The 15,864-nt window shown below is 60.9% G+C and carries 11 protein-coding genes; 3 read left to right on the top strand and 8 right to left on the bottom strand.

The window, feature by feature from the left end; genetic code table 11:
* Positions 1–78 precede the first annotated feature (78 nt).
* The 5 genes from AAAX77_RS04945 to AAAX77_RS04925 form a co-directional block, all read right to left on the bottom strand.
* A complete protein-coding gene (locus AAAX77_RS04945) occupies positions 79–792 on the bottom strand; it encodes a response regulator transcription factor (RefSeq protein WP_349105065.1) in 714 nt (237 codons plus the stop codon).
* Positions 793–796: 4 nt separating this feature from the next.
* On the bottom strand, positions 797–2,422 hold the full coding sequence (locus tag AAAX77_RS04940) for an ATP-binding protein (RefSeq protein ID WP_349105063.1): 1,626 nt from the start codon (positions 2,420–2,422) through the stop codon (positions 797–799).
* Positions 2,423–2,535: 113 nt separating this feature from the next.
* The gene (locus tag AAAX77_RS04935) at positions 2,536–2,760 is read right to left on the bottom strand and encodes a hypothetical protein (RefSeq protein ID WP_117840328.1); all 225 of its coding nucleotides are present in this window, start codon (positions 2,758–2,760) and stop codon (positions 2,536–2,538) included.
* A 30-nt stretch (positions 2,761–2,790) separates the two neighbouring features.
* The gene (locus tag AAAX77_RS04930; protein WP_035138754.1) at positions 2,791–4,818 is read right to left on the bottom strand and encodes a KUP/HAK/KT family potassium transporter; all 2,028 of its coding nucleotides are present in this window, start codon (positions 4,816–4,818) and stop codon (positions 2,791–2,793) included.
* Positions 4,819–4,977: 159 nt separating this feature from the next.
* Positions 4,978–5,847, bottom strand: a complete 870-nt coding sequence (locus AAAX77_RS04925; protein WP_349105061.1) for a nitroreductase family protein — start codon at positions 5,845–5,847, stop codon at positions 4,978–4,980.
* Between the two features lie 213 nt (positions 5,848–6,060).
* Here AAAX77_RS04925 and AAAX77_RS04920 point away from each other — a divergent pair, with 213 nt between their 5' ends.
* Positions 6,061–8,361, top strand: a complete 2,301-nt coding sequence (locus tag AAAX77_RS04920) for an LTA synthase family protein (RefSeq protein ID WP_349105060.1) — start codon at positions 6,061–6,063, stop codon at positions 8,359–8,361.
* A 628-nt stretch (positions 8,362–8,989) separates the two neighbouring features.
* Here AAAX77_RS04920 and bilS read toward each other — a convergent pair.
* From bilS to AAAX77_RS04905, 3 genes are all read right to left on the bottom strand, one after another.
* Positions 8,990–9,541, bottom strand: a complete 552-nt coding sequence (gene bilS, locus AAAX77_RS04915) for a flavodoxin family protein BilS (RefSeq protein WP_349105058.1) — start codon at positions 9,539–9,541, stop codon at positions 8,990–8,992.
* Between the two features lie 127 nt (positions 9,542–9,668).
* Positions 9,669–11,528 carry an ABC transporter ATP-binding protein gene (locus AAAX77_RS04910; RefSeq protein ID WP_349105057.1) on the bottom strand — a complete coding sequence of 620 codons (1,860 nt, stop codon included), beginning with the start codon at positions 11,526–11,528 and terminating at the stop codon, positions 9,669–9,671.
* Positions 11,529–13,382, bottom strand: coding sequence for an ABC transporter ATP-binding protein (locus AAAX77_RS04905; protein WP_349105055.1), 1,854 nt, complete (start codon positions 13,380–13,382; stop codon positions 11,529–11,531).
* 177 nt (positions 13,383–13,559) lie between these two features.
* Between AAAX77_RS04905 and AAAX77_RS04900 the strand changes: the two genes are divergently transcribed.
* Positions 13,560–14,558, top strand: coding sequence for an LPXTG cell wall anchor domain-containing protein (locus AAAX77_RS04900; protein ID WP_349105054.1), 999 nt, complete (start codon positions 13,560–13,562; stop codon positions 14,556–14,558).
* A 28-nt stretch (positions 14,559–14,586) separates the two neighbouring features.
* Positions 14,587–15,579: an LPXTG cell wall anchor domain-containing protein gene (locus AAAX77_RS04895; RefSeq protein WP_349105053.1), complete on the top strand. Its 993-nt coding sequence runs from the start codon at positions 14,587–14,589 to the stop codon at positions 15,577–15,579.
* Positions 15,580–15,864 lie beyond the last annotated feature (285 nt).

The following is a 15,864-nucleotide window of genomic DNA, read 5'->3' as shown; positions in this document are numbered from 1 at the left end:
TATGGACTGTTTGGCCGCCAAATAGGCCATTTCCGTCCGCATTTCACCGCAACTCATATTGGGATGGTGGTTGGCGATCTAGCCTTGGGTGACCAATCGGTAACCGATACCCACATGCGTCTGGATATAGCGCGGGTGCGCGGGGTCGGACTCGATCTTCTTGCGCAGCGTGCCCATAAAGACACGCAGGCTCGCCAGGTCGCTCTTAGTTGCCGTACCCCAAATCTCGTGCAGGATAAACTGGTGCGTCAGCACCTTGTCGGCGTTGTGCGCTAGCAGGCATAGCAATTTGTACTCAATCGGCGTCAGATGCAGCTCCTCGCCATCCATCGTGGCGATGCCGGCATCAAAATCGATATGCAGCTCACCGGCATCGAACGAGCCCTCAGAGGAAACACCGCCCGTTTGCGCATACGAAAGGCGTCTGAGCGTCGTGCGAATGCGCGCGAGCAGCTCCTCGACCGAAAACGGCTTGGTCAGGTAGTCGTCGGCGCCGGCATCGAGCGCACGAATCTTGTCCGCATCCTCGCTGCGCGCCGAGACCACGATGATCGGCATGCCCGACCATGCGCGCACCGACTCCACCACCTTGACGCCGTCCATATCGGGCAGACCCAGGTCGAGCAGCACAATGCTCGGTGCCTGCGATGAGGCGGCAGCGATGGCGGCATGGGCGGTCTCCACAGCCATATGGCGCAAGCCGTGCGTCTCGAGCGCGGCAACGATGAGGTTGCGGACAGCGGGGTCATCCTCAACAACCAAGATGAGCGGTTTTACGGCAGAGTTCGGCACGGCGTTACTCCTTATCAAACGAAACATCGGCGGCGGGAAGTTCAATCGTAAAGACCGAACCGTGCGGGTCCGCCGCGGCAACCTCTATGCTACCGCCATGTGCCAACGCAATGGAACGGCAGAGCGAAAGACCCAGGCCAACGCTGCGGTGGCTGTCGGCCAGACCATGGTTGGCGGTATAGAACGACTCGAAGATCCGCTCGCGATCCTCGGGTGCGATGCCCGGACCATCATCGGCCACCGAGCACGCCACGCGTCCATCGTCGACGCTAATCGAAATCATGATATGCGAGCCCGCGGGCGTATAGGTGATGGCGTTGTTCACCAGATTGACCACCAGCTGCACCATCAGGCGCGCATCGACGTTGACGAGCGCCGGCTCATCGCACGCCACCACCTTAAGGTCGTGCTCGCGCACGGCAGGGTTCACGTGGCGCAGCGCCTCCTCGACGATATCGTCCATGAGCTCGAGCGTGGTCGACAGGCGCATACCGCCACCCTCGAGCTTGGTGATGGCGAGCAGATTCTCGACGGTGGCGTTGAGCCACAGCGCATCCGAGCGAATGGATAGAAGCAGGCCGCGGCGCGTCTGGGCATCGAGCACCGCGGTGCCGGTCGAGCCCTGGTCGAGCAGCACGTCGGCATTGCCCGAAATACTGGTAAGCGGCGTGCGCAGGTCGTGCGAGATAGAGCGCAGCAGGTTGGCGCGCAGCTGTTCGTTTTTGGCAAGCACCGCCGCCTCCTCGCGGGCCTCCATGGCGCGGGCGCGATCGAGCGCCAGCTCGCCTTCGCTCACGATGGCATCGGCAAGTGTCCGCTCCTCATGCGTCAGCACGTCGGGCTCGGCAACGATAGCCAGCACGCCCACCACCGAGGCGGGGTCGCCCGAGCGCGCGAAGCCGTCGCCTGTGCGAACCGTCAGGTAGATGCCATAAAACGCCGAGCCGCCAAACGTGGCGTCGAGCGGCGTTCCCACATAGGCGGACGCCGAGAGCCGAGGCGGCATCTGCGGCGCCAGTTCGTGCACCGGTGCGGCATCGCCCACGGCCGTGTAAGTCGCACGCGGCAGCAGGTCATCGCCCTCGGCGTCGGCGCTGTACCACACGACCGGGCAGCCCGAAAGACGCGCCAGCTGCGTGGCCATGGCGTGAACGATCTGATGCTGATCGGCGCACCGCTGCAGCATGCGGTTGGTCTCGAGCACCATATGCGTGCGGCGGTCGCTGGCGGCAGCCTGTGCCAAGGCGCGGCGCAGGGCCAACGCAATCGAGCTCGACACAAGCGAGACCACGAACATGATGAAGAACATGCCGGGATAGCCGCGGTCGATAAGCGACAGCGAGTAGCGCGGGTCGACAAACAAGAAGTTGTAGAGCGCCACGGCGGCAGCCGAGCTCAGCAAGCAATACAGGCGACTCCAGGTAAAGAATGCGCACAGCTGAACGGCGAACACATAGACGATCATGATGCTCGGCGCGAGACCCGGATGGTCGAGCAGCGCGCCCACAATCGTCGCCGCGACCAGCAGCCCCACCGATACGCAGGCGTCATACAGAGGAGTGCGGCGCGTCAGCGTTGTGCGCCGCCACCAAAAGCTATCGGCAATATCGCCGTCCGTACGGACGTCCATCGGCGTCCCGCCCCTCTCTCAAAAACAAAAACCACCACAAAGGGGACAGGCACCTTTGTGGTGGTTTTCCCTCGTGGTGGTTCCAAGTGTATAGCCTTTACAGCCTGCGGTCGCTAGACAAACAGCACGTGCGCGAGCAGGGCACACACGCACACCGCTCCAAATACCAGTGCCACGATCGAGATCACGCGGTCGGCCATATCCATGTTGGCACGGTTCGTCAAAAACCGATCTTCGGCGGCGTCGGCGCGTGCCTCACGTACCAGCTCGGCAACCACCTCGCGGCCATCAAGCATCTTTGCATCCATGTTTGCCTCCCCGGTCTCAATCTTGTCCATCGAAAACCAACTCCATGCAACTGTCGGCGCCTACGGGCGCTCGTTGGGGGCCAGGCGCTGCATCTTGTTCACGGCTTTGAACTTGGTGAACAGCGGCACGTACTCAAAGCTCACGTTGGAGTTCTCCAGGCCGTACCAACGCGCGGGCGTGCCGGCGGCGCGGCGGATGATGTACTTGAGCGTGATGGCCGTACGCTCGCTCGGCTCCACATCGCTTTCGGGCGCCAGAAGCTTACGGATCAGGACGAACTTGAACGTGCCGATGTTACCCGGATCCTTGTAGACCGAGTAGTCATGCGTCTGCGGCGGCAGCTCGCCGGTGGCAGCCAGGTCCTGAACAACCTGACGCAGGTAGGCATTGACGCGCTGGTTGATCTTGTAGCCCAGGTACAGATGCACGCGGAACACATAGTCGGTGCCGAACGTCTCGACCGAATAGGCAAAGGTGTGCGGTTCGTCCATGGTCTCGACATTCACAAACCACCAGGCGCGGGCGCGCTTGGGATGCTTGTCCAAGATCGAATAGACGATATCGCGGTCGATGTAGTCGGTATGGGTGTCCTTGGTCAGGTACACGACGTTGTCGCTCATGCGCTCGTAACGGTCGTCGTCGCGCAGGCGCTTCAGCTGCGGCAGGTAGCTGCGCAGCGGCAGCAGCGTAAACTGGCGCTGCTCGACCGCCGTGCCGTTGTACCAGCACACCATAATGCCCATGATGAGTGCAGCCATGAGGATGGTGAAGTAGCCGCCGTGGAAGAACTTGGTGAGCGAGCTCACGAAGAAGAAGCCTTCGAGCAAAAGGAAGAAGGCCGCGAAGATCCACGGAGCAACCTTGAGCTTGCGCTCCTCGTGCAGGTAGAAGAAGAGCAGCAACGTGGTGCACATCATAGTCAGCGTGATGGCAAGGCCGTAGGCGGCTTCCATATGCGCCGAGTTCTGGAACAGCAGCACCACGATGACGCAGCCGACAAGCATGACGTTGTTGACCATGGGGATGTAGAGCTGGCCCTTGGTCTCGGCAGGGTAGAAGACCTGCATGTGCGGCATGAGGTCCAGACGGCTGGCCTCGGACACCAGCGAGAATGCGCCGGTGATGAGCGCCTGCGAGGCAATGATGGCCGCGACGGTGGAAAGACCGACGGCAAACGGGCGCAGGCCCGGGGCGAGCATCTGGTAGAACGGGTTGAGATCGGCAATGCCCATGAGCTCGGGGTTGGCGGCGTTGTTCATAAGCCAAGCGCCCTGGCCCATATAGGAAAGCAGCAGGCAGCACTTAACGAACGGCCAGGTAGCGTAGATGTTGCCGCGGCCGACGTGGCCCATGTCGGAGTAGAGCGCCTCGGCACCGGTGGTGGCGAGGAAGCAGCTGCCCAGAATCATGATGCCCGCGTGGTTGTTGGGGCTCAGCAAAAAGGCGATGCCGCGAACCGGGTTGAGACACAGCAGCACGGCGGGGTGCTGGAAGACAAAGAACAGACCCGTGCCGCCCAGGAACAGGAACCACAGCGTCATGATGGGGCCAAAGGCGTGACCGATCTTGGCCGTACCGATGCGCTGTACCAAGAAGAGCACGATGATGATGGCGAGCGTAATGGCGACGACGCGACCCTGGTCATCGCCCAGCACGGCATGGACCGCCGGGATGGTGCGCAGGCCCTCGATGGCCGTGGTAACGGTAACGGCAGGTGTCAGGATGCCGTCGGCGAGCAGCGCGGCGCCACCCAGCATGGCGGGGATGATAAGCCACTTGCCGCAGCGCTTGACCAGACTGTACAGGGCAAAGATGCCGCCCTCACCATGGTTATCGGCGCGCAGCGAGATGAGCACATACTTGATGGTGGTCAGCAGCGTGACCGTCCACACGACAAGGGAGAGCGCGCCAAGCACGAACTCCTCCGTCACACTTCCGATGCCGCCGTTGCCGGCAACGAGCGCCTTGGTTACATACATAGGGCTGGTGCCGATATCGCCGTACACCACGCCCAGCGTGACGAGCATCGCCGAGATGCTCACAGGAATCGCAGCGTGCGAGGCTGCCTCCTTGGCCTTTTGTTCCATAAGCCGGTTTCCTCCCAACTTTAATGTTCGAAGGGATTATAGGTAATCGACCTGCGCTTGCACGGCACCGTTTTCCCAGCTAGATAAACATTTATACGGCCTTTAGGCCACTACGGCGATATGGAATGCGACAAAGGGACTGTCCCTTTGCCTCATCTGTCATTTTCCGAGCCAGTTTTTGAACCACCACTCCATGGAGCGGCTCATCTCGGCCATAAAGGGACTAGTGTGTTTGCGGGTGTAGATATCCACCACGCGCTCGCCCACCTCGCGGGCATGCGGGCGAAACATCGCGTCCATCTCGGCCACCTGCGCGTCCATGGTCGCAGCATCGGCGCGGCAGTAGCGCTCCTCGTGCACCAGGTTCACCACGGGATGCGCAATAGCCGGGCGCTCCTTGCGGGGCGTGCCGATGATGAGCATCGACAGCGGCATGGTATACGGAGGCAGATCCAGCAGCTCGGCCACTTCCTCGGCATTCTCGACGATATCACCGATATAGCAGCTCCCCAAGCCCAGAGCCTCGGCGGCAACCACGGCGTTTTGCGCGGCGATCACGGCGTCCTGGGCCGCGATGGCAAAGTCGCCCAAACCCGGCGCGCGGCGGGGCGCCTTGCCCGTACGCTCGACAAACTCGGGCTCAAAGCAGCCCACGTGCTCAAACAGATCGATCCACTTGGCATAATCGACCACAAATATGAGTGCCCAGGGCGCCTTGGCGATCATGGGCTGGTGGTCGCACAGGTCGGCCAGATGGTCCAGCGTAGCCTGTTCGCGGATGCTCACGATGGAATACATCATCATGGCGCCTGCCGACGGCGCACGGCTCGCCGCGTGCAGAATCGCTGCCCGCTGCTCGTCGGTCACCGCCACGGGGCGACCGTCGTCATCGCGCGCGAAGGCACGCGTGGAGGAACGGTGCTCCAACGTGTCCAGCACCGCATTGCCCGTCGTCTCGACCGGATAGCCGCCCGCGTCCATGCCAGCGTCCACGTCACCCGCACTCGTCATACAAGCCCGTTCGTTCATCGCCTCATCCTCGCCAATTCTTTAAGAAGCCTTTACGTTTCCGTGTAATTCCCGTCCATTATCGCGCAGGTCGCCACTACATTGCGCCACACCGTCACACGTGCGCGTTAATATGGCTGGTTGTTGTGCGCAGACACCAATTGCGGCGCATATCTTGGTAACAATCGGGTAAACCCCCGCTTTCGTACGTTTTAGTTTGTGAGGAGTCTCAGCATGTTCGCTGCCGCCATCTCGCTCGTCGGTCTTGCGGCGACCGTCTACCTTGTCTTGCGCGAGGCCAAGGCCATTCGCGCTCAGTCGGGCACCGTTGCCAAGGGCGCCTTCGCCTGGAGCGTCGCCTTTGGCCTGTTCCAGCTCTTTTTGACCGTCTGGGGCGCTATTGGCCTCGTCGCGCAGAACGAGCCGCTCGCCTTCGTGATGCTCATCCTGACCAACGCCATCCTCACCGGCTGCGCTTGGGCCAGCATCGCCCGCGACCGCATCGCCCCGCGCGTCTTTGCGTTCGCCGGGCCCGACGCCCCCGCCCCCACCGGCAAGCTCGCCCGCCCGCGCGGAGCCTTTGTGGGTAAACCGCTCGTCGCCGCCGTCCTGTGCCTGCTGCTCGCCGGCGTCTTTGCGCTGCTGGGCATGGAGGTCTCGTCCAACCACGACTTTACCTGGGTCTACCCCCTGTGCATCCTGCTCGAGTGGGCCATCATCACCACGCTCATGGTCGGCCTGTTCTTCCTGTTCCAGCGCCACGGCGCAGCCCCCGCGGTCTTGGCCTTTGCCCTCTTTGTCCTGGGCATTGCCGAGTTCTTCGTCATCACGTTTAAATCCATGCCCATCCAGCCGGGCGACCTTTCGGCCATCTCCACCGCCGCCGCGGTCGCCGGCACCGGCTACACCTTCTCGATCTCGCTGTTCTGCGTGCTGTCCATGGGCTTTACCGCCATCGCCATGCTGCTGTGCGAGTACGCCGGCCTGGTGGCACCGCACCGTCAGAAGGGCGCCGCCAACGCCAAGCGCATGCTGCTCACCAACCTGCTCGTCGCCGTGCTGTGCCTGGGCGGTGTGACCGCGCACGTCACCCTCATCGACTACTACAACACCCTCGGCATCACCGTCTATACCTGGCGCCCTCTCGAGAGCTACTGGCGCGAGGGCTACCTGCCTGCCTTTATTAGTGCGGCACAGTCCATCAAGCCGCCCAAACCCGCCGACTACTCCGTCGACGATGCCAAGGCCACGCTCAAAAAGTACGCCAAGGCCTACGACAAGTCCGACGCGGCCAAGAGCGACGAGCGCGCCGCCGCAAAGGAGCAGTTCGACAGCGAGAAGCCCACGGTCATCGCCATCATGAACGAGACGTTCTCGGATCTGTCGATCTACCAGAACATGCGCGCCGGCTACGAGGGTCCGCAGTACTTTAAGAACCTGTCCGACTGCCTCAGCCGCGGCAAGCTCTATGTGAGCGCCTACGGCGGCGGTACCGCCAATACCGAGTTTGAGTTTATGACCGGCAACTCCATGGCCAACCTGGGCTCGGGCGTGTACCCCTACACCATCTACAACATGGAGACGACCGGGAACTTAGCCGAGCAGTTCAAGTCGCTCGGATATTCCACCACGGCCATGCATCCCAACCACGCGACCAACTGGAACCGTGAGAACGTCTACAAGGACTTTGGCTTTGACCAGTTCCTGTCCATCAACGATTTCCAGGGCGCCGATACCCTGCGCGGCATGGTGACCGACCAGGCTACCTACGACAAGATTCTTGAGCTGCTCGACCAGAACGCCGATCCGCAGTTTATCTTCGACGTGACCATGCAGAACCACTCGGGCTACGATACGGGCCTGCTGCCGGTCGACAAGCAGATGCACCTGAACATCGACACGACCGACCTGGACGCCAAGACCGTCGAGGACGGCACGCTATCCGATGTCGATGAGTACGTCTCGTGCATCGAGCAGTCCGACCAGGCGCTTCGCTACTTCCTCAACGCCCTGAGCAAGCTCGACCGCAAGGTGGTCGTGGTGTTCTGGGGCGATCACCAGCCGTTCTTCCCGTCCAAGTTCAACGATAAGTGGTTTACCGACGAGGACGACGCCACCCACCAGGAACGCCTGTGGCAGACCGACTACATCATCTGGGCTAACTACGACGTTGCCGGCTGCGACCAGACAAGCGAGGTCGACGACCTGTCCACCAACTACCTGTCCACCCAGCTCATGCAGCTAATCGGCGCGCCGCTGACCGACTACCAGAAAGCGCACGTGACGCTGCGCGAGTCGCTGCCCGCTATCAACTCCGTGGGCTACGAGGACGCCAGCCTGCGCTGGGCGCTTTCCTCCAACGTCACCGGTGACGACGCCGATGCCGCAGCCGCCACCAAGGCGCGCGAGGATTACGCCAAGATGCAGTACTACGAGATGTTCCGCGACGGCAAGAACGTGTACACCGAGCACTTCCAGACCGAGGCCAACGAGACCGATCCCAACCTGGCACCGGGTACGACCAAGATCAAGTAGCGACCAGCTGCGAGTTCATAACTGAAACGTCTGTCCGGGCGGAGGCATATAAGGTTCCCTGCTCGGACAGTCCTGCGCAAGACGGGGGCCACATTAAGTGGCCCCCTTTGCGTGCGGAACTCGCGATGAACCTTATATGCCTCCGCCCGGACAGACGCCCTGATGTTGGGGCGTGGCTTGTCTTGGGTGTATCGCCGAACATATATAAGTTGAAGGCCACGTTATGTGGCCTTCTTTGTTTGCGGAAAGTGTGTCCCGGAATTCTTGTCTGGAATGGGATGCAGTTTCCGCTTACGGCCCCGTTGGGAAACTGCATCCCACTCCGATTGCAAATTCCGGGTCGCATTTTCCACCAGAGCCCCCAACCGGAAACTACATCCCATTCCAAAGGCGAATTCTGGGACGCACTTTCCGAAACCCCATCCATCCGGAAAGTCCGCCCCACTCTGAATACATCCAGCGAACGCATGAGAGCGTGTCATCCAGGACGGCCTCGTCATCGGGGTGATGGAAAATATCGCCCCAAACGCTTGCCACGGTTGCGTCCACAAGTGTCAAGAAAAAAGCCTCGAGAATCTCGAGGCTTTCACGTTTGTACGATTGAACGCGCGGCACCGCAAGCGACGGTCTACTCGCCCAAAACGGCCTTTTTGGCGGCTGCAGCCATGTTGTCCAGATCTTCCTTGGTGGGATGGTCCTTCGCGGCAACCCAGTTGTCGAGCAGCATCTTAAATCGGACGTTGTCGGGATCTTGCTCGAGCATGGCCTCGTAGCGCTGCTTGACCGCGGGGCCCATCTTGCCCTGGCACATCGCCCAGCCCGCAAGCTCGGCATCCCCAGCCAAATTAGAAGTTACGCGATCAATAATCTGCTGGTAATAGCTCTGGTCGGCGCCAAAACCGCAGGTGCCAAACAGGAAGACGCGCTTGCCGTGCAAGGCGGAGAGCAACGTCGCGACCGAAGGCGTGCACGCGCCCTTGTCGCACCAAAAACCGACGAGCACCGTGTCGGCCGCGCAGGCGCCCTGCGCCTCGAGCGCAACCTGATCTGCATCCGCATCGTCGCTCAACGCCGCGGCATGGACAAACTCAACACCCGCAGCCTGCAGAGCGCGCTTGATCGCGCCCGAAACCATCCTGGTATTACCGCTCTTGCTGTTAACCACCAAAGAGCACGTCATAGTCACGTTGCCTCGTATCCCCCAAAACTAAAGCCACTAATGCAATTTATTAGATGACTATCTTAGTACTAACGTGACAGATGTAAACCACCGTCTGTCGATTGATTAATTTGCCCCACGGGCTTGCTCACTGGGCAAACTGGCTGCGATAGAGTTCGGCGTAGAAGCCGCCTGCCGCTAGCAGCTCGTCGTGCGTGCCGCGCTCGATAATCTGCCCGTCGCGCATCACCAGAATGCAGTCGGCGTTGCAGACGGTGCTCAGGCGGTGCGCCACGACAAAGCTTGTGCGACCGGCCATGAGCTCGTCGAATGCCGCCTGCACTTGCAGCTCGGTGCGCGTGTCGATACTCGAGGTCGCCTCGTCCAGCAGCAAGATAGCCGGGTCGGTGAGCATGACGCGCGCAATGCACAGCAGCTGTTTTTGACCTTGGCTAAACGTGCCGCCGTCCTCGCCGATGACCGTATCGTAGCCGCCTGGCAGCTGCACGATAAACTTATGCGCATGAGCGCGCTTGGCGGCTTCGACAACCTGCTCGCGCGTAGCTCCTGGGCAACCGTAAGCGATGTTGTCCGCCACCGTGCCCTCGAACAGCCAAGTGTCCTGCAGCACCATGCCAAAGGCGCGGCGCAGGCTTGCGCGCGTGTAGTCACGCGAGGAACGGCCATCGACCGCAATGCGACCGGCATCGATATCGTAAAAGCGCAGCAGCAGGTTGATGAGCGTCGTCTTGCCGCAGCCCGTGGGGCCGACCAGGGCAAAGCGCATGCCGGGCTTGGCCTCGATGCAGATGTCCTGCAGCAGTTTGCGGTCGGGCACGTAGCTAAAGTCCACGTGTTCAAAAGTCACCTCGCCCTGCGGGGCGGCAAGCTCTACAGCGTCCGACGCGTCGGGCTCCTGCTCGCGCGCATCGAGCAGCGCAAACATGCGGCGCGCCGAGGCGTACGCGGTCTGGATCTGCGTAATGACGTTGGTGACCTCGTTGAACGGCTTGGTGTACTGGTTGGCGTAGGACAGGAAGATCTGCACGCCGCCCACCGTAAGCGCCGTGGGCACGCCCGTGATCACGCCCACGCAGCCGATCACAGCGACCACGGCATAGATGATGTTATTGATAAAGCGCGTGCCGGGGTTGGAGAGCGAACCCATAAACTGCGCGCACTCGCCCGCGGTGTAGAGCTCAGCATTGAGGGCATCGAAGCGCTGCTGAGCGTTCGAGCCATAGGCAAAGGCGTCGACAAGCTTTTGCTCGCCCACATACTCCTCGATATGACCACCAAGCTGACCCTGAATACGCTGCTGCGCCGTAAAGCTTTTGTTGGAAAGCTTGGCAATAGCACCGGCTGCAAAAATGGAAAGCGGCGTGACGAGTACCACCACGAGCGTCATGGTCAGGTTAATGGAGAGCATAAACGCGAGCGTGCCAACGATGGTAATAACACCGGTGAAGAGCTGCGTAAAGCCCTGCAGCAGACCGTCGCCCACCTGGTCGACGTCGTTGACCACGCGGCTCATGAGGTCGCCGTGGGCATGGCCGTCGATAAAGCTGAGCGGCATGCGACTGAGCTTGTCGCTCGCCTCCACGCGCATGTCGCGCACCGTCTCGTAGGACAGACGGTTGACGCAATAGCCCTGCAGCCACTGGAAGGCCGCAGCACCTACGACGACAATCGCGAGCTTGGTAACGAGCGGCAGCAGCGCATCGAAGTCCACCTGCCCGGCGGCGACGATAAGGTCGATGCCCTCGCCAATGAGAATGGGCGTGTAGAGCTGCAGAATCACCGAGACGGCGGCACTCAAAAACGATGCCGCAAACGAGACGCGGTGCGGACGGACATAGCCCAGCAGGCGGCGGGTCACCGCACCCACGGGATAGCGCTCGGGATCGCCGGGCTGGCGCGGACCGTCTCCCAGGTCGTTGAGGCTATCGTTGCCGGACACGTTGGCCGTCATCGTGGCGACCGAACCGGAGGAAGTGTACGGATTCATTTAGCAGCCCTCCTTTGCGCAGACGGATGTGGGGACGGTCGGGGCGCCTGGGGCGGGCGCGGGCGCCGTACTCCCCTGCTGACCCTCGAGCTCCTCGCGGCGAAGCTGCGACTGGCAAATCTCGCGATAGAGCTGGCAGGTCGCGTACAGCTCATCATGCGTGCCCAGACCCGCAACCGATCCGTGGTCGAGTACGCAGATCATATCGGCGTCGCGCACGGTCGAGACGCGCTGACTCACAATCACCGTGGTCAGTGGCAGCCCGCCCTCGGTGGCACCGCGCATGCTTCGTTCGCGAATGGCATGGCGAAGCGCCGCGTCGGTCTTAAAGTCGAGCGCCGAGGCAGAATCGTCCATGATCAATATCTGAGGCGAGCCCACCAGGGCGCGCGCGATGGTCAGGCGCTGGCGTTGGCCACCGCTGAAGTTCTTACCGCCCGCCTCGACCGGGGTATCGAGCCCCTGCGGCTTGTTGCGCACGAACTCGCTCGCCTGCGCCATGTCGAGCGCCGCCCAGAGATCCTCGTCGGTCGCAGCCTCGTCGCGCCAGGTCAGGTTGCTGCGGATGGTGCCGCTCACCAGCGACGCACGCTGTGGAACGGTCGCGACCACACGGCGCAGCTGGTCGAGCGGCCAGGTGCGCACGTCGGCGCCCATCACACTCACGCTGCCGGTGCTCGCATCGTACAGGCGCGGGATAAGCGAGACGAGCGTGGACTTGCCGCTACCCGTGCCACCGATAATGCCGAGCGTTTTGCCCATCGGCAATTCCAGGGTCACATTGCTCACGGCATTTGCCGCGCCCGCGCCAAACGAAAAGCTCGCATGGCTCAAGCTCAGCGCGGGGACTGGAGCGACATTGCCCGGCTCGGGCAGTGCGACCGGTTCGTTGTTCTCGTCGGTGATGCTCGGCTCGCAATTGAGCACCTCGTTGATGCGCGACGCGCTGGCGCTCGCCTTGGTAAAGACCACGACCAGGTTGGCGACATACACGATGGAGGTCAGGGTCTGCGTCATGTAGTTGACGAACGCCATGACCTGGCCCTGCGTGAGCTCGCCCACGTTGACCTGGATGCCGCCCACCCACAGGATGGCGCACACGCCCAGGTTCATCACCAAAAACGTGACGGGGTTAAGGATCGACGAGAGCTTGCCCACCGCGATGGCAGTATTGGCCTGGTCATCGGCAGCTTGGGCAAAGCGCTCGCGCTCGTGGTCCTCGCGCACAAAGGCGCGGACCACGCGGGCGCCCGAAAGGCCCTCGCGGCAGATAAGCGCAATGCGGTCGAGCTTTGCCTGCAGCTGCCTGTAGTACGGGATACAGCGCGCCATGACAAACCAAAACACCAGGCCGATAGCGGGCGTGCAGATCAAGAAGATCATGCCGAGCTTAAGGTCGATGGCAAGGGCCGCGCACATAGAGCCCACCGCCAAGAAGGGCCAGCGGATGAGCATGCGTACGCCCAGCGCCACAGCGAGCTGCACCTGGTTGACGTCGTTGGTGATGCGGGTGATAAGCGACGGCGTGCCAAAGCGGTCGAGTTCGGCATAGCTCAACTTGTTGATGTGCTGGTAGAGCGCACCGCGGATATCGGTGCCCATGCCCTGCGAGGTGAGCGCCGCCATCTTTTGGCAGACGAGCGTAAACGAGATGCCGATCACAGCCATGGCGCCAAGCAGCATACCGTAGTGGACGACGGCGTTGACATCGTGTGCGCCAATACCCTTATCGATCATCTGGGCAATCACCAGCGGCGTCAGCAGGTCAAAGATCACTTCGATCAGCTTACACGCAGGGCCAATCACCATATACCGGCGAAACTTACCACCAAAACGCCTGAGCAGCTCAATCATGTATAGGCGCTCCCTATCATCATTCACACTCAATCCGAATCATGATAGTACTGTCGTCCCAAAAGACGAGTAAACAGCTCGTTATTTCTGGCGAGATTCAAGAGCAGGTAAACCGCCTGATATACTTACCTTAGTGCTACCAAGTTGAGCCGCCGACCCTTGAAATGAGGTGCCGAGATGAACGACATTCTCGCAAGAAGAGCAAGACGAGCAAGACGAGCAACTATGGGCATCGCCCTTTCCGTGGCACTTGCCGCGGGAATTGTCCCCGCAACGGCGATCGCGGCAGAAACCAGCTCCCCCATCGGTGCGGTCGCCTTGCAGACGGAAGACGCGGCCACCGAAAAAGAAAAAGCGTATGCAGCCATGCAGGAAGCGCTCAAAAACCTCGAAGCCGCAAAAGCCGCCGCAAGTCCCGAGAAACTTGCGGAAATCGATGATGACATTGCCGCATTTCAAGAACTCTACGACATGATAGTGGCGGAAGCCGCCAAATGGAGGGAACCCCTTCCCGCCATGCAAGCGAACGTCGATGCAGCCCAAGCCAAATACGATGAGGCCCACAACCGGGTAAGCAAGCTTCAGGCAGAATTAAAAAAGGCATACGACAACGGAGATTACGCAGCTGCTCAACAGTTGCGTTCGGAGATCATGTCGGCAGAAAGGCAAGAAAAATCTTGCAAATCGGACCTTGACAGCTATCGGCGTAGGCTCGAGATCCAGGAAGGACAGGTTGAGCATTTCGAAAGTGCGGCGGAGGAAGCCAAAGCCCACATCGACGAGGACATAGCCAAGCGAAATGCGCTCACCGACGATTTGAAAAAGGCGCAGGCGGCCTATGACGACGCCTGCAAGGCATACGAAGAGGCGAAAGCCGCAGCAGATAAGGCCACCTCGCCCGAGATAACGAAACCCACCGAGGCAACGCCTCCCTCCGGCTCGGCGCAACCGGCCGAGACGGCACAGCCCGCCAGCTCGCCCGCGACCGGCAAAGACGCCGCACCGAGCTCCGCCAAGCAAGCGAACACGAGCAGCGGCAAACAGGCAAATACGACCGCCGGCAAGCTCGCAAACACAGGCGACACAGCACCGAGCGCAATCGCACTAGCAGGAATCGCCGCCATGGGACTCGGAATAACCGCCACAGCCACCCGCCGCATCAAGAACTCAAAATAGCCTCCGACCCTTGAAATGAGGTGCCGAGATGAACGACATTCTCGCAAGAAGAGCAAGACGAGCAACCATGGGCATCGCCCTTTCCGTGGCACTTGCCGCGGGAATTGTCCCCGCAACGGCGATCGCGGCAGAAACCAGCTCCCCCGTCGATGCGGTCGCCTTGCAGACGGAAGATGCGGCAGCCGAAAAAGAAAAAGCGTATGCAGCCATGCAGGAAGCGCTCAAAAACCTCGAAGCCGCAAAAGCCGCCGCCAGTCCCGAGATAATTGCGAAAATTGATGATAACATTGCCTTTCTTCAACCGTTCTACGATAAATATTCGGCAGAAGCCGCCAAATGGAGGGAGCCCCTTCCCGCCATGCAAGCAAACGTCGATGCAGCCCAAGCCAAATACGACGAGGCCAACAATCGCGTAAGCGAGGTTAAGACAAAATATGAAAAGGCACGCAGCGACGGGGCTTCCTACGAAGCTCTTAGTCAGTTGCGTCGGGAGATCAGCATGGCGCAAGCAGAAGTAGAACCCTGGGAAATTGAGCTTAGGCACCGGCGAAGCGAGCTCGAACGTCAGGAAGAGCGGTTTAAGCGTTACGAAACCGAGGCGAAGGGAATGAAAGCCAAGATCGACGAGGCCAAAGCCAAGCGAGATGCGCTCCTCGGCGATTTGGAAAAGGCACAAGCGGCCTATGACGACGCCTGCAAGGCATACGAAGAGGCAAAGGCCGCGGCAGACAAGGCCACCTCGCCCGAGATAACGCAACCCACCGAGACGACGCCTCCCTCCGGCTCGACGCAACCGGCCGAGACGACACAGCCCGCCAGCTCGCCCGCGACCGGCAAAGACACCGCACCGAGCTCCTCCAAGCAGGCGAACACGGGCAACGGCAAACAAGCGAATACGACCGCCGGCAAGCTCGCAAACACAGGCGACACAACGCCGAGCGCAATCGCACTAGCAGGAATCGCCGTCGCAGGACTCGGAATAACCGCCACAGCCACACGCCGCCTCAAGAACTCAAAATAGCCGCCAGAGCATTCTGCCTTCACCAATCCACAAGCCCAGAGACAAAAAGAGGCTCGTTTCCCCAACCTAGGGAAACGAGCCTCTTTAACTGCAAAAATTCAAGCAACAGCACCGCCGCCTCTTGAACCACGTAGCCATCAATGCCCAGACAACGCCAACGAGCAGCATTCCTTAAGGGATAGATTAAATTAGATAAACGCGCCTTTACGGGTGATTTTTGGACGACGGGGCCCGGCCGGCGGCGAGGTGTTTGGTAGTCGAGCGATCCCGCAGGCGCAGCCGAGG

The sequence above is a fragment of the Collinsella sp. CLA-ER-H6 genome, assembly GCF_040092305.1.
GTDB lineage: Bacteria > Actinomycetota > Coriobacteriia > Coriobacteriales > Coriobacteriaceae > Collinsella.
Note: the sequence above shows the minus strand (reverse complement) of the source record. Positions and strands in the feature narration are given on the sequence as shown.